This window comes from Psychrobacter sp. TB67 (assembly GCF_000511065.1).
GTDB classification, from domain to species: Bacteria; Pseudomonadota; Gammaproteobacteria; order Pseudomonadales; family Moraxellaceae; genus Psychrobacter; species Psychrobacter okhotskensis.
This window is the reverse complement of sequence record NZ_AYYA01000026.1, coordinates 25,170-47,544: the sequence shown is the minus strand read 5'-3', so window position 1 is coordinate 47,544 and position 22,375 is coordinate 25,170. Positions and strand designations below refer to the sequence as shown.

The following is a 22,375-nucleotide window of genomic DNA, read 5'->3' as shown; positions in this document are numbered from 1 at the left end:
TTATGAATAAGTCCATTGCTGCTGCATGTGTGCTGCTAAGTTGTACTTCAGCTTTTGCGCAAACCACGCTTTTTGATCCTTCCATCGAGCACAATCCTCAGGATGGTGTCATAAAGCTGTATGGAGCAGGTGGCCCACATACCGCTTTAAGAAAAGTGGCAGATGTCTGGGAAAAGCAAGGTGGTACCAAGGTAGAATTAATAGCAGGACCTGAAGACAAATGGTCGGCTGACGCTCAAGCTGATGCCGATGCTCTGTGGGGAACTTCTGAGCAATCAATGACTGCATTTCTTGAGACATACGAAACTTTTGATCATGAAAAAGTTGAACCCATTTATATCCGACCAGCAATCATAGCTGTACAAAAAGGAAATCCTAAAAATATACGTAGCTTTGATGATTTATTAGCTAAGGGGATTAAAATAGTTGTGACCGAAGGTAAAGGAACATATAACACTTCGGGTACTGGAGTTTGGGAGGATCTCGCAGGACGCAAAGGAAGCTTAAACGATATTGCTCGTTTTCGAGATAATATAGTAGCGTATTCTTTAGGATCTGGAGCCAGTTTTAAAGCATTTAAAGATGAAAAAGCAGATGCTTGGATAACTTGGCCGAATTGGCCGCTTAATAATTCCAAAGATATGGACATGGTTAGTATAGATAAGGATCGAGCTATCTGGCGTGATTTAAACATCGTTGTATCACCAAAAGCTGATCCTCAAACAAAAGATTTTCTTAACTTTTTAATCACTAAAAAAGGACAAAAAATCATGAAAACAGAAGGGTGGCAACGCTGAGTAGAAGGTTTTAGGCATACACTCTTAAAAAGTAAATACCCTAAATATAATTCTCACTAATCGTTCAAACACATTTGTTATTTGCATATTGTAATTAGCAATAACCACCCCATCTATTTGTTATTAAAGAATTTATCTATAAAGCAATGATCATTAAAAAATAAATAGGATGGGATTATGGCAGGTGGCTGGTCAAGAGATGGTGCTGAGCACGAACAGATGGATGCAACGGTCAATGATGCTCTAGACAGAGTACGCAGTGCGCTACCGAAAGGGGAGAGTGCAGAGTTCTGTGATGAATGTGGCAATCCTATTCCAGAAGCGCGGCGCCTAGCTTTACCGGGTGTACAGCATTGTGTCAGTTGCCAAAGCGAGCTTGAACAAGAGGCGAGAGCAGCTGAGCTGTTTAATCGTCGCGGCAGTAAAGACAGCCAATTGCGCTAATTTGTAAAAGCGAATCAATAAAAAAAGACCACCGTTGCTATTTTACTTAGCAACGGTGGTCTTTTTTGTGAGTGTGGCATTTTTTGAAAGGTAGTCTTTTTATAGGTAACTAGAGTCTGTCTTCAAGCACCAGCGCCATCAGCTGCTGGTCATAAGCCTGCCAATCATCTTTACTAAGACTGATGGTTGACCTAACGTTGTCTATCGGCAAATCATTATCGGTCTGCAAAATGACTTCTAATCGGCTATCGATGTGGGCGCTCGTCGTGGTGATAGTCAAGCTGTCAGGTGTAAAGTTAATCTTTAACCAGCCGTCAGAGGTATGAACCATGCCTTTAATACGTTGCCAGTTAGGCAATTTTAACAACCATTCTTGTAAACCATCAGCGTTAAATACGTAATGTGCAGGCAAGCGCCAGCCCCCTAACAGCATGTCTTGTTGTTGTTCGTGATAGCGGTAGGGGAGCTCAGTATCTGCCGCTATGCCGTCATGACTTTCATTGTTTTGTATAGCTTGATTAGACATCAAGCCAGTAAGTGGCTGTCTAGTAAGTGGCTGTAAGGAAATGCGAATCTGATTAGGCTGGCTTTTATTGGTAGCGCGTTGCCGAGAGATGGTATGGCTTGGTTTGGTCAGCTGTGCTATCAGCATTGATAAGGCGGTATTCAAAGCAGTTATCTTATTTGAGCGATCATCCACGGTGTGAGGCTCAGATTCTGTCCAGATAGTGGTCACGTCAGGATTGAGCCGTGTTATCCATTCTTGTAACGCTTGCCTCTCATTTTCACTCAGCTGCATATAGCGATTGATCACCAAGACATCAGCGTCACGGACATGCGCTTGAAAACCATCGTGCGAGCGATACTTTTGTTGTTGCCATTGCCCGCCACTTAGCACCGTTATTACAGCCTGCATATTGAGTGCTGTTTGCCAATGTGGCGCGCTCAGTTGTTGTATCAACTCGCGTGGGTGTGCCAATCCGGTGGGTTCTATAATAAGGCGCTGCGGACGATGATCGCTAAGCAGGCGGGTAATCGCAATCTGTAGGGGCAGCTGACTGGTGCAACAAATACAGCCACCACTGACCTCGCGAATGGCAATGCTGCCTGTATCAACGTTGTTCTCTTGTGCGCTTGCTAGCAGCGCGCCATCAATGCCAATACGTCCAAACTCGTTAATCAATAGAGCCCAGCGCTCATCGGCGGGCTTGCTAGAGAGTAGCTGGTTGATGACGGTAGTTTTACCCGCACCCAAAAACCCTGTCACCAAGGTGCAGGGTATGTTTTGAATCATGGTAGATGTGGTCAAAGCCATTGTCGTCTAAACTATCGTCATAAGTGGGTGTAAAGCAGCAACTATAAAGTAAATACTATTCACTTTTTGCTGTTTCAACTTCAGCTTCGTCAGGAACGAACACATAGCCTACACCCCAAACGGTTTGGATGTAACGCGCTTGTGACGGGTTGTCTTCAATGAGGCGGCGTAGGCGTGAGACTTGTACATCGATAGAACGCTCCATCGCACCCCATTCACGACCACGGGCAAGATTCATCAATTTATCGCGAGTTAATGGCTCACGTGGATGCTGAACCAATGCTTTTAATACTGAAAATTCACCGGTCGTTAAGGTAACTACATTGCCATCACGTTTAAGCGTACGAGTCGATAAATCAAGCGTCCATGGACCAAATTCAACCACTTCTAGCTGATGACTTGGTGCACCCGGTAGCTCGCGATTTTGACGACGTAATACGGCTTTGATACGAGCAAGCAGCTCTTTTGGATTAAAGGGTTTAGGCAGATAATCATCCGCACCCGCTTCAAGACCAGCGATACGATCGGCGTCGCCACCTTTGGCCGTCAGCATGATGATTGGAATATCGCCATTGTCTTCACGCAGCCGCTTACAGATACTAATGCCATCTTCGCCCGGTAGCATCAAATCCAGTACGACTAAAGAGAAAAGCTCGCGTTGCATCAACTTATCCATCTGACTGCCATCATGGGCAGTACGAACGACGAAGCCATCATCTTCTAGAAAGCGTTGTAATAAAGAACGCAGACGAGCATCATCATCGACCACTAAGATACGCTGAGTTAAAGTATCGGGGCTGTTATTATCAGGCATACAGGCATCCTCTTATAAAAATTATTATTAGTAGAAAGTTTCAGCAAAAACGTTGTCGTTATTTAATCATTAATCTATTAGGTATTAATGAAACCTCGTAAAATTAAAGACTTTTGTTCAATATTCCAGCGCGTAGTAATATTTGCGCTATTGATACTTTAGTGTATAAGATTGCACCGCCAATTGCATCACCCATCGGCATAAATGCTGTATGCGTTTGTTTAACAAGGCTACAGAACTTAGCATAGCAGCCAATTTAGGGTAGAAAACAGCAGATAAATAAGGAAAAGATAAAAAGGATTTTTATTCATGCAGCTTTTGCTATAATGCCAAACACCATTTATCAACGATTGATACGTCTATGAGTAGCACTGATACCTTAACGCCATCTCAAACCTCGACAAATGCACAGGTTTTGGATGCAACCACACACGCGAATATTCACGACAAGCTTGCTCGCGCGCTTGGCATTAAGACTGCTCAAGTCAATGCGTTTGTCAAACTTTACGATGAAGGCGCGACCGTTCCTTTCATTGCGCGTTACCGCAAAGAAAAAACCCAAAACCTTGACGATGCGCAGCTGCGTGCTTTAGAGAAGTCTCTCAATTATGAGCGCGACATGGCAACGCGTCGCCTCAAAATTACTGAGCTGCTCAGCACGCAGGGCAATTTGACTGACGAGCTACAGACGCGTATCGATAACGCGACGTCCAAGCTTGAGCTTGAAGACATCTACTTGCCTTATCGTCCACGTCGCCGTTCACCAGCTGCCAAAGCACGTGCTGCTGGTCTCGACGTTGCTGCTCAGGCGGTACTGACGCAAGAGATTACCCCAACAGAGGCACTGGCTGACTATCAAGCGCCATCTAGCATCTCTGACGACAGCGGTAACGAGATTGAAGTCGACTTTAGCGATATCGATAAGCAATTGGCGGGCGTGCAAGCCATCATCGTTGATGAGTGGACACAAGCACTAGACTTGCTAGATAATTTACGTAGTGGTTTTGCCAAAACGGCGAGTATCGTATCTGCGGTTGCTAGCGAAGAAAAACGCGAAGTCGGTGAGAAATTCAAAGATTATTTTGAACATAGTGAAAGCCTTGCGCGTCTGCCAAACCATCGTTTATTAGCAATGCTACGTGGTCGCCAAGAGAATGTTTTGGGTCTCAAAATCGAAGGCGAAGATGCCCCCTTTATCGAAAAAACTATCAAGCATTTCGATGTTAATGCCAAAGCACCTGACGCGCGCCGTGAGTTTTTAACAGAAGCCGCTAGTAGCTTATGGAAAGAAAAATGGCGTCCGCATATCGAGCATCGCTTATTGACGGAAAAACGCCTAACTGCTGAAGCTGACGCGATTGATGTGTTTGCCAATAATTTACAGCATTTACTCATGTCAGCACCTGCTGGTCGTAAAGTGATTTTAGGTGTGGATCCCGGCATCCGCCATGGCGTTAAAATGGCGATTGTCGATGCCCAAGGCCATGTCATGCTAGACAGCGAAGACAAGCCTGTCGTCGCAACCGTTTATCCATTCGCCCCTGATAATAAGATGGATGAAGCCAAAAAAGTCATTGATGAATTATTAAGTACTTACAACGTCGATCTAGTCGCTATCGGTAACGGTACGGCGAGCCGTGAAACAGATGCGATGATTAAAGAGATTTTGGCCGCCAATTCTGAATTAAAAGCCAAAGCGGTTATCGTTAATGAATCAGGCGCTTCTGTCTATTCAGCCAGTGAGCTGGCCACTGATGAGCTTGGTAATTTAGACGTATCTGTACGCGGTGCGGTTTCTATCGCTCGTCGCTTGCAAGATCCGTTATCAGAGCTGGTCAAAGTAGATCCAAAAGCCATTGGTGTTGGTCAATATCAACATGATGTCAACCAAAACCAGTTGGCTGATAGCTTGGATAAAGTGACCCAAGATAGCGTGAACGCGGTTGGGGTTGATGTGAATACGGCAAGTCCTGCTATCTTGGCGCATATTGCGGGTTTGAATAAAAATGTCGCCCAGCAAATCGTCACTTATCGTAAAGAGCACGGCGCATTTGATAGCCGTGAGGCGCTCAAAAACGTTCCGCGTTTAGGTGCTAAGACCTTTGAGCAGGCAGCAGGCTTCTTACGCATACATGGTGGTAGTAATCCACTTGACGCGACTGGTGTGCATCCAGAAAGCTATGCGCTGGTCGATAGCTTACTGGCGCAAACCGGTAAAGCATTGCCAGAAGTCATCGGTAACGACGGTGTACTAAACACGCTCGACACCACTGCACTAGCGGCAAATGATGATAATATCAGTGTCAAAGCTATCATCGAAGAGCTTGCCAAGCCTGCACGTGACCCACGTCCTGAGTTTAAAACGGCTAACTTCCGTGAAGACGTTAATAGCATTAAAGATTTAAGCGAAGGCATGCAGCTAGAAGGTGTGGTTACTAACGTGACAGCCTTTGGTTGCTTCGTTGATGTCGGTGTCCATCAAGATGGTCTCGTGCATATCTCACAGATGGCCAATGACTTCGTTGCCGATCCGATGAATCGCGTCAAGCCGGGCGATATTGTCTCAGTGCGTGTCATCTCTATCGACGAAAAGCGTGGTCGCATTGGTTTTAGTATGAAGCCTGAATCTGAAAAGCCCGCGCGTCCAGCAGCGAAGTCGACTGCAGAAGGTACAGGTAATGATGAGAAAGCCAGTCGTCCACGTAGTAATCAGGCAAATAGCAATCGCCCAAATAACAGCCGTCCAGCAGCGGATAAGCGTCCGTCAAAACCGCGCGGTAATCGTCAAGATAAAGACAGCGCCAATAACCGCAGCAAAGCGCCTAAAGCTGAAAAAGTAGAAGCACCTAGCAAAATGGGTACATTGGGTGCATTGTTGCAAGAAGCGGGCGTCACTAAAACTAAGAAGTAATGGGTTTGGTCAGTTTCTTAAGTTAGTTCTAAATAATTAACAGAAATAACCAATAAAAAAGGCAGCCATTAGGCTGCCTTTTTTATTGGAAATATATTTGATAAATACTTTAGCTATAGTCAAAATATTTTAAAAACACGACGGTATTGCTGATATCAATTTTTTGTCGCCTCTGTCTGCGCAGGCACAGCAAGCAAGAAAAATTGATATCAGCAGTCTAATATTTAAAGATTCGTTCAACAGACCCTAAGGTGCTGTAGTAAATAAATATTACTGCTTTTATCAGTTAACAGAAGCGCTTATACCGTATTATAGATTTTCTGTTGCTTCTTGGGGAGTTTGTTATAGCTCTTCTTGTGATTCTGACGAAGCTTCTTCTTCCAGCATTGATTCTTCATCTAGCATATCTTCTTGTGACATATCTTCTTGTAGGTCTTTTTGTGGCATTGCTTCTTCTGAATCTTGCATGGCTTGTTGTTGCGCTTGCTGCATAGCCTGTTGTTGTGCCTGTTGCTCAGGAGCCATCTGTTGTTGAGTGGCGTTGCTATTTACGCTTGCTCTTGAGATGCGCTGGGTTTCGTTAATCTGAACCGAGTTAGATGGATTTGGTACTGATACATTGACTGAATTTTCAGCTTCAGTCTCAAGTGTGGTAGTAGCAGCATTTTGCATATCTGCTTGTGCAGTGTTAGCAGGTGCAGCCATAGCCAAGCTTGGAATAGTGAGCATAGCGCCAATCAGTAATGATAAAGGTAGAGTACGGTTTTTCATCAGTTTATTCCTCAGTTTGCATTCTCATAGCGTCAGCTCAAAGTATTTCAAACTTGACGCTTATTTGCATGATTTCGTATAGCACAAATTAATGGTGTATTTTGAATCTATATATTTAATATATTTAACATTCAATGTGTAGATAAAACAAAATCATGATAACCATTTGTTGATTATCATGATTGGTGTGGATAAAGAGTTTTATAAAATAATCTAATAAAACTCTAAGCAAGAGAATAGCAACTAAGCGATTATTATTTCAGTAGTACATAGATTAAAAATCTAACAGACGTGCGCTCGCAGGTGACTTTGTGCAACTATTGTATTCTTATTGTCAGGCAAATATATAAAGTTTCTTTACCTTAGCTTTAAACACAGTGACTATTAAATATAGTCATTCCACTATAAAAGTATTACTGCGTTAACCTCGTTTGAAGTACTAAATATACATCTACACTCGGTGGCCTTGTACTACTTTTAAATTAAATCAACTATAAGAATATAATTTACTTGCATCCAAGATTTTTTTTGTAAAAAAATTATTCAACGATGACATATCTACCAGTATTGGGATCGATAACGCGCTGCTGTAAATCGCTATCAGGAACGCGGATGACAGGGAAGGTCTGACTGATTTCAGTATTATCAATCACTTCAGCATCTGCTACCTCGCCAACGATTACAGTACGCCCAGCATCTTCTACCGCAATGGCCGTACCATTTGCTGTATTAACGCGTTTAATTTGATCTTGTGGTGCGATGATGACTTCTTTTACTTTATATTTAGCAGGACGAATAACACGAGTCGTTTCGATAATAACGGGTTCTATACTACGATCTTCAGTAATGGCAACTTCCGCTTCTAACGCTTCACTTTCCACAGCTTCAGACATAATTGGTGTAGGGAACTTGGCGCCAAAATGATTGTCGCACTGTTGCATACTTAAACGCACAGGATTGCCGTTTTTATCCATGTAGACGTTGACTGGCATATCAGCGGCGATAGCAACATATTTGCCGACCAAAGCGCCGGATACGCCATAGCGACCATTCGATTGTCCCACGCCTAAATCACAAGCACCTGCTGAATAATTGTTAGCATTTAAGTTATTGCTGTCGACGACACTCTGTGGAATCATGACTTCAGATAAGCGCATCTTTTTGACAGAGGCTTCACCAGCTTGGCGTTTGGGGTTTTGATAGGTATAAGGGCTATAAAACTTGGCTGAGCCATCTTGGACAGCAGTGACGCATTCGTCGTAACTGTCATAGCCTACGTTACCGTGATTATCGGTTGTCATTGCAGCATTTGCATGGCTCGCAAGCATGGTTAGACCTGATGTAATAACAGCAACGGTCAATATATTCAATTTCATGGTTACATCCTTTTAATGATTAATAAATGTGTTTGAATTAGTATTATTTCTTATATGGCTTATTTTTATATCAAGTTATTAGGGCGTGTCCTCAATTCAAGCGCTTGTATCTGAATGGGCTAAAAATGGCTAAATTTTGCCAAACATCGTCAAATAGCTGATTAATATCCCGATATTATTTGCACTATTTTCCTCGTTTGACGGCAGTTTATCTCACTTTTATGACCATTTTTAAAATGAAGACACACCCTAGTAAAACGAATTAGTTTTTAATAAATAACGTCATAATTTTTGATTCGACGTTTCTGCTTTAATTTTTTATTTTAACGTTTTTAATACTACGTCACTTGCTAAGACATGGCTGTGACATCAGGCTAAGGATGTGTAGCGTAATGTATAAAAAAAGAGAAAACTGGCAACATTGTTCACCAAAAACGTACGTTATTATTATTCATTAACATCTGCTTGAAAATTTTAAAGAGTTTGTCCATAAAAAAACCGTACCTTGTTACCAAGATACGGTTATTAAAAATACGATCATTAAAAATACGGCTATTCAGATTTTAGTCTTCGTTTATTGACAGTTTGTTAAGTGTCATCTGTAAAGGCTAACCATCGACTACCTCAAAGCTAAGACCTGCATGCGCTTCTAAACGTGTTAGCAGCTTATCACCCATAGCGGCTGCTGGCGTCCAAAACCCGCCACCGACATCATCTTTGCTAATATCTTGCGCTAAGCATAAGGCTGCTTGTGCCAGCATGCGTGACGTACTGCCATAACCAGGATCTTTATCGCCCGTTACTTTGGTGTTGATGGTGTCTTTATTGGCAGTTTTTCCAAAGAGACGAATATCGTAGTAACCGTTATCTTGGTCAGACTTCGACGGCCCAGAGCCAGCTTTTGGTAAGACATGCTTGGACAGCAATTCGCGGCTTGGCTTAATCATCATCGCGGTGGCAAATCCTAACAGTCCAGCGCTCAGTGCATAACTTGACAGTTTGCCTTTTACCCCATCTTTCATCCACATCGCTTCGTCATACTTAAAGTCGCGACCATATTTGTAGCCAAGCAGTTGGTTGCTGCGATGTACAATACGAGTGTTGATGCTTGCCATTACAAACGGGGCCAACCAGCGTTTGTGCTCATTATCGTATTCTGGCTTACTGACATTGGCTTGGCGCACGCTAGGCGCATCTTTATCATCATTGAGCAGATAAGGGTTTGCCACTTGCTTACGACGTGATTTATCTTTTCCTACTTCTTCAAAAATAGTCGCCATTGAGGCAACCGTACCACCAGATAAGCCACCTTTCGCCGCTTTTACGCGCATATGAATGACATCACAAGTGCTATCGAACTGAGCTTCTGCCTGCTGCTGGGTAAAATAAACGCCTAAATCTGACGGAATAGAGTCGAAGCCACAGGAATTGACGATACGAGCACCGCTTTGTTTGGCAGTCTCTTGGTATTTGTCCATCATATCTTTAATAAAGATGGCTTCACCGGTAAGGTCGACATAATCAGTGCCATTTTCGGCGCAAGATTTGACCAACGCCTCGCCATATCTTAAGTAAGGGCCAACGGTTGAGATGATGACTTGCGCCTGCTTGGTCATCTCATCTAGGCTAGCAGCGTCTTTACTATTAGCGATAATAATATCTACTTTGCTCTCAAGCTTGGACTGTAATTCGTTAAGCTTGTCTTCGTCACGACCCGCTATCGCCCACGTGACGTTAGAGCCATCCTTATTTTTGGCATTAGACAAAAAGCTTGTTAAATAATGAGCAGTAATCTGTCCAACAAAACTGGTCGCTCCGTATAAAATAATGGCGTAAGGGCGCTGGTTACTGTTGGTTTGTTTATTATCATCTGCTGCATTCGTATTCTTTGACGTATCCATATTATTAGCCATATTTATTGTCCTTAATAAGTGTTTTTCTGCATAATTTAATGCTAGAGCTGATCCGTTATAAAAGTGTTATAGCATTAACCTTGCTTGAAGTAGGGTCTATACATCTGCATTCGATGGCTTCGTACCATTTTTAGATTGAAGCGACTATAAATGAGTGATGGGAATAAAAAAAGATCCATATTTACATATCGTTAAATGGATTCTAAGTCGTCAATCTATTCTAAGGCATAGTAATGGTAAGTAGGAACCAGTTAGTGTGAACTGTCATGGTTTATAGTAAATTATAGGGTGAAAATGCTCGGAGTTGAGTGATACCTCACCATCTCTACACATAAGTGCTGCAAAGCCAAGCAAAAATGTCTAAATATTAAGATTTGCTACAAAGATTACATAACCTACCGACATTATTACTAAAATGAACGTTTTTTGGCGAAAAATATTGCTAATCTATCCCCGTACACAGTTGTAAATAGTATTAAAAAAACAACAACTTAAATGGACATTAGATGAAGTAAGACGAATATTAGCAACGATCGCGTTTTAGATCTGCTATTTGTCTTTCTATCTGATTTTTGATAATTATTGAGGAGAAGGTTATGTTTCGCTGGGCTATTATATTTGCAGTAATCGCACTGATTGCAAGTTTCTTAGGGTTTGGTGGTGTCGCTGGACTGTCTGCAAACTTTGCCTACATTCTATTAGCATTGGCGGTAATTTTGTTTATCGTCGCATTTGTTAGCCGTAAAATGTAGCAGTGAATTTGAATAAATAAACGTTATCAAGCAAAAAAGTCCTCAATTGAGGACTTTTTTTATGGAAACTCTTCGCTAATCAATTTACTACCTACTTTACTAATTGTTTTGCTCTAGATATTAAGCCACTGAACATGACTTAATAAAGAATACGTCCAAATGTATTACAAGCGTTTGGGTTGAATAATATGTTCCATTCGTTTAGCCAAACGAATATCAAGACTGGTGATACCGCCCGTATCATGCGTGGTTAGGCGTACGTCTACAACATTATAAACATTGTGCCATTCAGGGTGATGTTCCAGCGCTTCGGCATGAAATGCGGCTTGGTTCATAAAACTGATGGCTTCAATAAAGTCATTAAATTCATAGCTTTTAATAATGCTGTTGCCGTCACGCTGCCAGCCAGCTAAGTCTTCTAGCTGTAAGTCAATTTGTTTGTCAGATAAACTACTCATGGTGGTCTCCCTTATTATTATGTTGGATGATTTGGTCGAGTTTTTATTAACTTTCATTATTTAATGGATTGATAAAAATTCTAATAAGTGCGCTAGCAACTTTATACTCTAAATAGGACAAAAAACCCACCTATATTCGATATCTTGTCATATATTTAAAAATAAATACATGATTGCAGACAGCAAATAAATAGGAGGGTAGTGTGGTAGCAATTGTTAGATCTTAATATAGTTAACCCTATATAGTAGGCTCTAAATAAAATAGGTACAAAGTGTCATAACGCGGAACTGAGACAAATTTTCCTTGCTTGCTGTGTCTACGCTGACAGAGACTGCAAAAAATGTATCTCAGTTCCGCTGTCTTATTTTTGAATTGAACGGACTATAAGAGGAGCCAGTTATACCAAATCTTGATACTCGGGATGCTTGCTTATATAAGAGGCAACAAATGAGCATTGTGGTACGACTTTTTTACCCTGTTCGCGTGCATAGTTCAAGGCATGTTTGACCAGACCAGAACCAACACCGCGCCCGCCCAATTCTTGCGGTACGATAGTATGGTCGTAGATTAGTTTATCATCGTGTTCCTGATAGCTGAGATAGCCAGTATGACCATCAATTGAGGTCTCAAAACGTTTAGCTTGGTCATCATGGACAATATCTAATGGTTTTTTTTCAGTATTATCGTTCATATATCACTCCATTATTATGATTTTTCTAAAAGGCTAATTTGTCGTTTTTATATTATGGGACATTATCCGTTGTTACACCAGTCATGTACGACTGCTTATGGTAAACACAGATAGGTAAAATGTTACCGTTAATATTATATGAGCGCTACAGACAAAGTTTTTACCATAATTTTTATAACATTTACTTGGAATAAAATAAGGCTTGTTGCACGACAGGTGGCAGATATTTGCTTAAGCCGCGCATAAGTGGTTCATCTTTTGGCGTTGTAACATTACTTGTATGCGCTGGCACGTTAGATTGCGCTTGCAAATGTGCCTGCCACTCTTCTGCACTTGGTTTGCTAAAATGCTTGATACGACCCAGTACTTGTTTGAATTGGCGACCAAACCGACCCGTGTTATAAGACAAGCCATACTTTTGGCATATTGCCTGTACTTGGGGCGCGATACGCGCGTAATGGCGAGCAGGCATATCAGGGAAGATATGATGCTCGATCTGATGTGACAAGTTACCCGTTAAAAGGTGAAACCATTTGCTGCCTTGAATGTTACTAGAGCCAAGGATTTGGCGCACATACCAGTCGCCTTTGCTTTCATTATCAGCCAGATGGGTATAGATATGCGCCTGTTCGGTAAAGTGACCACAAAATATTACTGCCCACGTCCAAATATTGCGAGCGACATTGGCTGTAAGGTTACCACTCAGCGTCGTCATCGCACTACGGCGACCGAAAGCTAAGCCAGCCAGCGTCGGAAAAACAAGATGATCTTTGCCCACTTGCCGGGCGATTTTACTCAGTAACGCATGAGACTTTGGCTGCATGATCTCTGTTAGCTGTGGCGACTCTGCATATTCGTCAACGCTGATTTGGATGTCATGAAAAGCCACCGCCCACTCAAATCCCAATGCCAATATCATGGTCTTCAGTAAATTATAACGGTCGCTTGGCGTCCAAGGCTGTTCATCAGTTACCCGAATCAAATGATAACCAACGTCGTGATCGCGCCCAACAATATTCGTATAAGTATGATGCAGGTAGTTATGCGAATGCTGCCAGAGCGGCGCTGGACAAACGATGTCCCAATCAAACTGCTTACTATTCAGATGCGGATGCTGCATCCAGTCATATTGACCATGCATGACATTATGACCAAGCTCCATATTATTTAAAATTTTGCTAAAACTTAATAGGGAAGTGCCCAGTAACCAAGTGACTACTCTACTTTGTCGTGATGACAGTCGACCTGACACAGCGAGTAGACCACGGGCCAGTATTTCACTATAGACGACGGTGCTATAAACGCGCTGAATATAGCGAGCGTCATCAGCGCCCAGTGAGTCCATCACGCTCTGATACAGCGTGTTTAGCTCAGCAGCCAAGGCTTCTGTACGCGCTGTTGGTAATTGTGCGCCGCTCAGGGTTGGATATAAACCTTGTTTTGGCGATAGATTCGTTAAACCAGCAAATGTAGGCACGGCAGACTGGGCGGTGAACATAGGCGGTAATAAGCGCATAAATAGTCCTTAACCGAGACTGCTTAGGGTGTCAGACGACAGCGCCGGTTTTATGATTCAAGTGGGCTTTAGCATATAATATGCTAAAGCGTTAAGCTATCTAAATCTGGTACAAGTTGCTGTATTTTATTTAGTTTACTTAGGGCATGTCCTCAATCTGAACGAACCTGCCTAAATGGTCTAAAAATGGCTAAATCTTGCCAAACTGCGTCAAATAGCTAGTCAATATCTCGATATTATCTGCGTTATTTTCCTTATTTGCCTGCAATTTATCTCATTTTTATCGCCATTTTCAAAATGAGAACACGCCCTAATTAATCAGTAATAATCACAAGAAAATCGTATTTAATTTTGAGTTTGCAAGGTTTTTTCTACACTATAAACCGTGAGTGGAGGCGTACCAACACCTAATAGCTATCTAATAAAAGAAGCCTGCTTTATACATCCAAAATGACCTCTGTCATCGGGATATTGATACAGGTCTGAATAGATTCAACACCATGACTGCTTAGCTTGCCCGTTTGGATATTTTTGACGACACCGCTGATTTTTTGGCAGCGACACAGTTGACAGATTCCTTGTCTACAACCATAGCTCAGTCTGATACCTGCTTGCTCCGCGCCCAAGAGTAAAGTGGTGCCACTACTAAACTGCTGCTGTCGCCCACGTAAATAGACCGTTTGCACTGCTATATCAGCCGTTTCCTCATTTGTACCAAGGCTCATATCAGAATCAGGCAATTCAGTGCCAAACCGTTCGACAATCACGTTATCTCGCAGCGAGCGCTTAGGTGCTAGAGTGTGGTTATCTGAAGGCAGGCTTAACGTCTCTAGAGCACGGTAGAGTCCTGCCAATAACGAGGATGAGCCGCAGGCGAATATCGTTGACTCTGCTAGTGACAACGGCAGCAGTGATAAGGTGTCTACGTCTAAGTGTCGCGAACCTGCTAGCTGGCTACTGTAGTTATTTGGGTCAGCGGTATTCACCATATAGTAAGCAAAATAAGGATAGGCAGTTGCTAAGTGTTGCCAGTAAGCTTGGAAAGGTGATTTTGCCAATGACGTACGGTGATAATATAACAAAGTGACAGTGCGGCTTTGTGCTAATGCTTGGGTAATCAATCCTAACATCGGGGTAATACCGCTACCACCAGCGATAAATAATAACGGCGATTGCTTAGAGCGTGACACCTCACTGTTCTGCTTGGTTAATTTTGCTGATGTATCCGCCAAGGTAAAATCACCGCTTGGCAAGCTACTATCGAATACCGTACCAAGTGACGCTTGTTGAGTCAGATAGTCTGAAACCAACCCTTGCGGTTTGATGGCAATAGTAACGGTGGCACATAAATTATTGCTGGCACTGTCATTAACGGCATTTTTAGCGTTGTTATCAAAGATAGCGTCGTGCAAATCTGCTGGCTGCGGAAACACCCCAACCAGTGAGTAGCTGCGCTGATGGTTGATACCTTCGATAGGCACAGTCAGATGAATATGTTGCCCGCCGTGCCAGCTATCATCGATAGTAAATGCTTGACGTTTAAAGGCCTGATTGGCTTCAAATTTTAGCGCGACCAATTCCTCGTTGATCGTCTGTCGCACAATAAGGCGTAGTTTGGGCGTGGTCAACGACCAAAACGGATGCAAGCGCGACCCAATAAAATCAACGAACGCGCGTTGGATAATCTCAGGGCGGTAGCCAGTCGTCATAAAACACCTTTTATCATCTAATTTTTAATCAATATAAAATCATGCTCTAGTCATAAAAATAGAAAAATTTACGCTGCAATTACACAACTATTCTATTAAGAATTTCTAATATCTTAACGGCTATTCATTAATTTTGCGAAAAATTTGCTGCAATTTTTTGTGGGGTTTATAAAACAGAAGCGTATCAGGATAATAGAATTGTTTTTCAATCTAGAGCTTATACTGACTATTACAGGATGCATTTAAGCAAATAATCTTGTGCTTATAGGCGTAAAAATATGAAATCGATGCCAAAGCGTGCTAAAAGCTGCTAAAGCCATCTACCAGCTTGCAGGGTATGCGCCACAATGCGATAATGGCCTATAATTTGTAACCCTGATTTTGAGGCGCAGCATGCTTGGCATCATTGCTAAGTCTGATTTGTTGGCCTCTTCTATGCAGTCTATCGGAGTGTTAATGGCTCAATATATTTACACGATGAACAACGTGTCAAAACTTGTTCCACCTAAGCGTGAAATCCTAAAGAACATCAACCTATCGTTTTTCCCTGGCGCCAAAATCGGTGTACTCGGTATCAACGGGTCTGGTAAATCAACCTTGCTACGCATCATGGCGGGCGTAGATACAGAGTTTAGCGGCGAAGCACGCGCGCAAACGGGCACCAAGATTGGCTATCTGCCGCAGGAACCACAGCTTGATGACAGTAAAGATGTCCGTGGTAATGTCGAAGATGGTATGCGTGAAGCCTTAGATGCGCTGGCACGCCTTGATGCGATTTATGCAGAATACGCTGAACCAGATGCAGACTTTGATAAGCTTGCTGAAGAGCAAGGCAAGATGGAAGACATCATCCAAGCATGGGATGCGCATAACTTAAATACCCAGCTTGAAAAAGCGGCTGATGCATTGCGTCTACCGCCTTGGGATGCCGATGTCAGCAAACTGTCTGGTGGTGAAAAACGCCGTGTGGCACTATGCCGTTTACTATTGTCACGCCCAGATATGCTGTTACTTGACGAACCGACTAACCATTTGGACGCCGAATCTGTCGCGTGGCTAGAGCAGTTCCTACAGAACTACAGCGGTACTATCGTGGCTATTACCCATGACCGTTATTTCTTGGACAACGTTGCTCAGTGGATCTTGGAGTTGGATCGTGGCCATGGCTATCCGTACGAAGGCAACTATACCGAGTGGCTCGAGCAAAAGAACACCCGTCTAGAGCAGCAGAACAAGCAAGAAGAGTCCTTTGCTAAAGCGCTGAAAAAAGAGCTTGAGTGGATTCGTAAAAACCAAAAAGGCCAACAAGCCAAGTCTAAATCTCGCGTCCAGCGCTTTGAAGAATTGAACTCACAAGAGTTCCAAAAGCGTAATGAGACCTCTGAGATTTATATTCCACCAGGTCCACGTTTGGGTAACAAGGTCATTGAGATTAATGACATCTCTAAATCATTTGGCGATCGCTTGCTCTATGAAAACCTAAGTTTTAACGTCCCAGCAGGTGCTATCGTTGGTATCATTGGTCCAAATGGGGCGGGTAAAACCACACTATTTAACATGATTACTGAACGTGATACGCCAGATACTGGAACCGTTGATTTGGGTGAAAGTGTCAAAGTCGCTTATGTTGGTCAGGTACGTGACAACTTAGACGACAGTAAAACCGTTTGGGAAGAAGTGTCTGACGGTCTTGATATTATTACGGTTGGCGATTACACCACACCAAGTCGTGCTTATATCGGTCGCTTTAACTTTAAAGGCTCAGACCAGCAAAAACACGTTGGTCAATTATCAGGTGGTGAGCGTAACCGCTTGCAGCTTGCTAAGACACTAAAACAGGGTGCAAACGTCTTGCTCCTTGATGAACCATCAAACGATTTGGATATCGAAACCTTACGTGCGCTAGAAGATGCCATTCAAGTCTTCCCGGGTACGGTAATGGTTGTATCGCATGATCGCTGGTTCCTTGACCGTATTGCCACTCATATCTTGGCGTTTGAAGATGAAGGTCCAGTATGGTTCGATGGCAACTATTCTGAGTTTGAAACTTATCGCAAAAAGACGATGGGTGACGATGCTAATCCTAAGCGTATGAAGTATAAAAAGATTAGTACCTAGAATCTTTGTTTGTAATAAGAATTTTTAAACAATAATTTTAGACATAGAAAAAGACCTCTAATCAATTAGAGGTCTTTTTTTATTGTAATGAAGAATTTTATAAAGCTATACTATGATCATTTGCCTTATAAGGTTTCACAAATGAATTCTACTCAACAAATTGTCTTAAGTGAATTAATTAGACGAGAGAATTTTGATCCTTTTTATACTCCTATGACTACTGCTACCGCTACCATGCTAGAAGTTCTTGAAGAGCTATTTAAAGTAGACTCAGACTTATCTAGCATTGCTTATCGGTCACAATTGATTAAGTGTCGACTAGACTATAGCTTACTAAGTCTCAAACGACTTGATAAGTTCGTTATAGCGTTACGTCAGCATCGTAATATTGAGTATTTAGAACTTGCAGACGTACCTCCTATTAGAAGGTTGTTCTTGTGTTTAACTGCTTATGTAGGCGAAGTGTTTTCTAGGGCTAGAGGACAAGCAGCATTATGGTTTGCTCTAGATGAAATTAATAATTTTTCTAGTTTAAATAAATTAGCAGAAAACAATTTCCCAGATATTTGGAAAGCAATAGGACTTTATTCAGAAAATGTGGAAATACCAGAAATCGAAAGATCTTTCTTAGTTTTGTTCAGTTCCGATAAGAAGTTTATCAACAAGGAAAATATTGGATACTTTTTGCCCGCAAAAACTATTTACGAAAACCTATTTGGTAACCCGATAACACAGATATATGATTATGTTCTTAATTACCTTGACGCAGTTAATGCAATTATTCCAGAAGAAAGTATTATTCCAGAAATATCAAAAGTGTTCGTGGAAGCAGGCTTGCAAGAGAATATAAATAACCTATTACCACAACAGCGCTATTATTTACAAATTAAAAAGCCTAATTGGCTAAATGAGGATGATGCACTCTATCCTCAAATATCAAACCTTCAAAACTTATATAAAAGTGGAAAGGTAATATGGGCGGTATTAATACAAGCAAATAAACAGTTGTTTAACACTATAAAAAATAATGAACCTAATGGATATCCAGCCGAAATAATATATGATCCAACTGGGAGAACACATTTAACAGAGCTATTAAACTATAAGGCTAAAGTTAATGAGTCAGATAACACGTTTTTAGATAATTATTTATTACCCATAAAAAAAACATCCATTCTGGTTTGGCGACTTCATTTACCAAATGGTCTTTTATCAATGGATATATTTCCAATTATAATTAGTGAAAAGAATGAAGATATTATTACGCTACTTCCTGCTAGATTTTGGAATGATGAGTTTGTTCAAGCTTGGTTATCTACAGCAGCTAAAACCCATAGTAAGAAAGACTTTAACTTATCAGCTAGACTGCATAAAAAGGAAAGTGACAGATTACCTGCTTGGACTTTATCGAACACAATTTCGATAGAAGAATTAACCTCAAATAAACTTTACCCCGATTTGCTCACTTTATTTCCTGAGCATCAATTTACTCCAAAACAATCTGACAAAAATGATGATTCTAATATATTAATTACCTTACCTAGAAAAGAAGATTTTTTCACTTTTAATAGTGGGGTGAGCGCCAAGATACAAACAGATGAAAACTCTAGGAGTCATGATAAACCACTGGAACTATCATTAGAACAAGATTTAATCCATCCTACAACGTTGAACTTAGAAAATAGAGAAAGCCTCAGAACACAGGAAAGCCAATTAGACTACGAGGTAAAAAGTTTAATTCAGGAAATCGAAAGATATGAGCGAAATAATACAAGTATTATGGATATCATTAGTAAATATCCGTTACTGCTAGTATTCATCTCAATGTTAGTTATTTTTGTAGTTAGAAAAATATTCAATATATAAAATATTCTCTCCAAAAAAAAGAGCCTCCTAGCGAAGCTCTTCTCCTATTAAACCAATAAACCTCTAACGCTTGCGCCCAAATTTACGCTGCTTTTTATTGCTAATCTCAGTAATCGCATGAGTGATTTCCTCTTCATCTAAGCTGGCCACTTGCTGTAATATTTGCATCATATCAGGGCTGAGCACGTATTTGGCATGATGGGCAATGTCGTTGATACGCTGATCAAAAGTCAACACACCCGTCTCATCATCTTTTTGCAAATAATCTAGACGGGTCAAGGCACTAATAAAGCTGGTGAATAAGGCGCGGTCAAAGAAATCAGGAATATCATCAGCATATAAGACGGACAAGCGCTGCCCAAGTAGATGACACAAATCAACCACTTCGTTTTCGGTCAAATTGCCCGAGCCTTGCTGAGCCAAAAGCGCAAGCGTCATAAAGTAACGCTCAAGGCTTTGTTCGACAGGCGTCGCGAGTACCTGTAGCTGCTGATAGCATTTACTATTAGACTCAGGAACGCTAAGCACACCATCGCCCAACTCGACGATCAGTCCATGACTGAGCAGGTTGTCCACTTTTTTATTGAGCGTTTCGGCTAGGCCATGCGCTGGGTAGTATAAAAACAGCTCACTTTGTAAAAACGGATATAACTGCTCGGCAATGCTATTGAGACGACTGCGTTCGATACGACCGTTACGGGCAACCAAAGCGGCTAGGAATGACAGCAGAATAAAGACATGCAAAATGTTATTACGGAAGTAGCTGAGCAGGGCGGCTTGTTTGCCAGCGACTTGAATGATATCCCCTAAAATATGCGGGATACGCTCGATAAGCTTGAGCTTAACCCCATAATCGATGATTTGCTGTGGTGACATATCAGTGACCACCGTATCATCAGAGTAGGGCAGCTGCTGAGCCAGACCTTGATATAGGGCGATTTGCTCACGGCAGATCTCTTCATCGAGCGCCGCTTTTGGTGCTGATAGCAGGACTAATGACAATAGTGACACCGGAGTGACGACGGCGGCTTTATTGATATGCTGCATCACTTTGACGCCGATGTTATCGACCATCGCGCCGGTTTTTTCATCGAGTGGGGTATCCGTGCGATCACTAGGTAAGCTGTTGGCGGGTACATCAAATTTTTGCATAAAGTCGCTAAGGTGTAGCGGTGTGCCAAAGCTCAAATGCACATTACCAAAAATACGCTCAATCTTACGCCCAACTTTGAGTAAGCCTATTAACGACTCAGATTCTTTTGGCTTGCCTTTTAGCTCACCAACATAGGTGCCGCCTTCCATGATGCGCTCATAACCGATATAAGTCGGGATGAAGACTACTGGCTTATTGGTTTGGCGTAACTGACTGTGTACCGTCATGGCCAGCATACCCATCTTCGGTGGTAATAGACGCCCTGAGCGTGAGCGCCCGCCTTCGATGAAGTATTCAATTGGGGTATTACGGGTAATAAGCGTATGCATATACTCACGGAGTACGGCGGTATAAAGCGCATTACCACGGAAGCTTCGACGAATATAAAACGCCACCGCGCCGCGCAATAGTGGGCCTAAGATGGGCACATCTAAGTTATCACCTGCTGCAACATAAGGAATGCTCAGGCCACGTTTATAAATGACATAAGACAGTAGAAGGTAATCGACATGACTACGATGACAAGGGACATATACCAGCTCGTAGTCGGTGGCAAGCTCGCGTACACGCTCGAAGTGATGGACTTCTACACCGTCATAGAGCTGCGTCCATAGCCATGTCAAAAATTTATAAAAACCGCGTATGATAGAGTGCGAGTAGTCATTGACCATCTCGTTTGCATAGCCCTTGGCAAGGATACGGGCATCACGAACATTGGTGCCTGACGCTGTGGCCTCAGCTTCTATCGCATGCTTAATCGCTGGTGAATATATCAGCTTATCCACCAAGTTGCGCCTGTCTGATAAATCAGGACCAAGCATGCTGGCCCGCTGTTTATCTAGGTAAATATTAAGCTGTTGTTGCAGCATGCGCACCAATTCACGATTGCCATCGGCAGCCGCGACTAACGCATAATTCGCTACGGTAGTGGTCTCATTTGTGCTATCAGCAGTTGAATGGCTCGAATCAGTTGAATCAGTGGCAGTAGAATCAAAGACAGCGGGGCCTTCTCCATGACCTTGGAGATTGTCATTGATAAGGGTGCGCAAGTCTTGCGGTGGGTGGAACTGGACAAAGGTATCGCGTCCCATCACTCCGATATTAAATAACTGCTTGGTGATGCTAGGGTCTTCCCAGTTATCAGCGGTCAATAGCTTAAAGAGGGAGTCTTCTTTTTCGGGTGCGCGTCCCCACAGGATAGAGACGGGCACTAAACGAACCTTTAACTCTGGATGCTGTAAAACGGCAGACACCAAGCGTGATAGTCGTGGCGACAGCTGGCTGTCTTTAGAATGTGGATGGTGCAAAAATATAATGGCCGCGTTTTCTTTAATGTTATGGGCGACATCATTCACCCCGACCAATGCTGGTGGTAGGTTGTGCTCTTGCGTCTGCAAGTCGATCAAAATACTGTTGGAGCGCGAATAATCTTGCAGCACATAAAATCTGAGCGTCTGATCATCCGTATCAAACTCCGGCAATTCGCCCAACAGCTTCGGCTTAACGGCGACATCGAGTAGCTGACCCGATACCTTACGATAGAGCTGATTGATGGGCGCATTCGAGTAAGGCTTGGTAACGACTGGCTCGCCGTCAGTTATTGCATCGTTGTCTGTCGCTGACTGGCTATCGGCCGTGACTGGCGCTTTAAAAATCCGTTTTTTTAGGAACTTATTCTTTAAGAAACTGGGTATCATAATGGGTATCAAAATTAGTGAAATGTATTACTCTTATGATGCCATAAAAGCCATCAAAGCGATATATTATGTC

The 22,375-nt window shown here is 42.3% G+C and carries 16 protein-coding genes; 6 read left to right on the top strand and 10 right to left on the bottom strand.

The window, feature by feature from the left end:
• The first annotated feature begins 2 nt into the window (after nt 1–2).
• Entirely contained in the window at nt 3–797 is a 795-nt protein-coding gene (locus tag W293_RS0103505; RefSeq protein ID WP_025651116.1) for a substrate-binding domain-containing protein, read from the top strand.
• 177 nt (nt 798–974) lie between these two features.
• Nucleotides 975–1,241 carry a DksA/TraR family C4-type zinc finger protein gene (locus W293_RS0103500; protein WP_025651115.1) on the top strand — a complete coding sequence of 89 codons (267 nt, stop codon included), beginning with the start codon at nt 975–977 and terminating at the stop codon, nt 1,239–1,241.
• Between the two features lie 109 nt (nt 1,242–1,350).
• Here W293_RS0103500 and W293_RS16045 read toward each other — a convergent pair whose 3' ends face one another.
• The gene (locus W293_RS16045; RefSeq protein WP_051395056.1) at nt 1,351–2,556 is read right to left on the bottom strand and encodes a CobW family GTP-binding protein; all 1,206 of its coding nucleotides are present in this window, start codon (nt 2,554–2,556) and stop codon (nt 1,351–1,353) included.
• A 55-nt stretch (nt 2,557–2,611) separates the two neighbouring features.
• Nucleotides 2,612–3,370 carry a two-component system response regulator OmpR gene (gene ompR / locus W293_RS0103490; protein WP_025651114.1) on the bottom strand — a complete coding sequence of 253 codons (759 nt, stop codon included), beginning with the start codon at nt 3,368–3,370 and terminating at the stop codon, nt 2,612–2,614.
• A 361-nt stretch (nt 3,371–3,731) separates the two neighbouring features.
• Here ompR and W293_RS0103485 point away from each other — a divergent pair, with 361 nt between their 5' ends.
• Entirely contained in the window at nt 3,732–6,281 is a 2,550-nt protein-coding gene (locus tag W293_RS0103485; RefSeq protein WP_025651113.1) for a Tex family protein, read from the top strand.
• A 342-nt stretch (nt 6,282–6,623) separates the two neighbouring features.
• On the opposite strand, the gene W293_RS0103480 is transcribed toward W293_RS0103485, so the two are convergent.
• The 3 genes from W293_RS0103480 to W293_RS0103470 form a co-directional block, all read right to left on the bottom strand.
• Nucleotides 6,624–7,052: a hypothetical protein gene (locus tag W293_RS0103480; RefSeq protein ID WP_025651112.1), complete on the bottom strand. Its 429-nt coding sequence runs from the start codon at nt 7,050–7,052 to the stop codon at nt 6,624–6,626.
• 539 nt (nt 7,053–7,591) lie between these two features.
• Nucleotides 7,592–8,428, bottom strand: a complete 837-nt coding sequence (locus W293_RS0103475) for a hypothetical protein (protein ID WP_025651111.1) — start codon at nt 8,426–8,428, stop codon at nt 7,592–7,594.
• A 608-nt stretch (nt 8,429–9,036) separates the two neighbouring features.
• A complete protein-coding gene (locus W293_RS0103470) occupies nt 9,037–10,341 on the bottom strand; it encodes a saccharopine dehydrogenase family protein (RefSeq protein WP_025651110.1) in 1,305 nt (434 codons plus the stop codon).
• Nucleotides 10,342–10,937: 596 nt separating this feature from the next.
• Here W293_RS0103470 and W293_RS16925 point away from each other — a divergent pair.
• Nucleotides 10,938–11,093 (top strand): DUF1328 domain-containing protein, encoded by a 156-nt coding sequence (locus W293_RS16925; protein WP_010200882.1) that lies wholly within the window; start codon nt 10,938–10,940, stop codon nt 11,091–11,093.
• A gap of 164 nt (nt 11,094–11,257) precedes the next feature.
• Here the strand turns inward: W293_RS16925 and W293_RS0103460 are convergent, their stop codons facing one another.
• The 4 genes from W293_RS0103460 to W293_RS0103445 form a co-directional block, all read right to left on the bottom strand.
• A complete protein-coding gene (locus W293_RS0103460; RefSeq protein WP_025651109.1) occupies nt 11,258–11,551 on the bottom strand; it encodes a 4a-hydroxytetrahydrobiopterin dehydratase in 294 nt (97 codons plus the stop codon).
• A 398-nt stretch (nt 11,552–11,949) separates the two neighbouring features.
• On the bottom strand, nt 11,950–12,243 hold the full coding sequence (locus W293_RS0103455; protein WP_025651108.1) for a GNAT family N-acetyltransferase: 294 nt from the start codon (nt 12,241–12,243) through the stop codon (nt 11,950–11,952).
• Between the two features lie 181 nt (nt 12,244–12,424).
• Nucleotides 12,425–13,759, bottom strand: a complete 1,335-nt coding sequence (locus tag W293_RS0103450; protein WP_025651107.1) for a fatty acid desaturase family protein — start codon at nt 13,757–13,759, stop codon at nt 12,425–12,427.
• 437 nt (nt 13,760–14,196) lie between these two features.
• Entirely contained in the window at nt 14,197–15,468 is a 1,272-nt protein-coding gene (locus W293_RS0103445) for a flavin reductase family protein (protein WP_025651106.1), read from the bottom strand.
• A gap of 456 nt (nt 15,469–15,924) precedes the next feature.
• On the opposite strand from W293_RS0103445, the gene ettA reads away from it, so the two are divergent.
• Both ettA and W293_RS0103435 read left to right on the top strand, forming a co-directional pair.
• Nucleotides 15,925–17,586: an energy-dependent translational throttle protein EttA gene (ettA, locus tag W293_RS0103440; protein WP_025651105.1), complete on the top strand. Its 1,662-nt coding sequence runs from the start codon at nt 15,925–15,927 to the stop codon at nt 17,584–17,586.
• Nucleotides 17,587–17,727: 141 nt separating this feature from the next.
• Nucleotides 17,728–19,452 (top strand): hypothetical protein, encoded by a 1,725-nt coding sequence (locus tag W293_RS0103435; RefSeq protein WP_025651104.1) that lies wholly within the window; start codon nt 17,728–17,730, stop codon nt 19,450–19,452.
• Between the two features lie 63 nt (nt 19,453–19,515).
• On the opposite strand, the gene plsB is transcribed toward W293_RS0103435, so the two are convergent.
• On the bottom strand, nt 19,516–22,302 hold the full coding sequence (gene plsB, locus W293_RS0103430) for a glycerol-3-phosphate 1-O-acyltransferase PlsB (protein ID WP_025651103.1): 2,787 nt from the start codon (nt 22,300–22,302) through the stop codon (nt 19,516–19,518).
• Between the last annotated feature and the right edge of the window lie 73 nt (nt 22,303–22,375).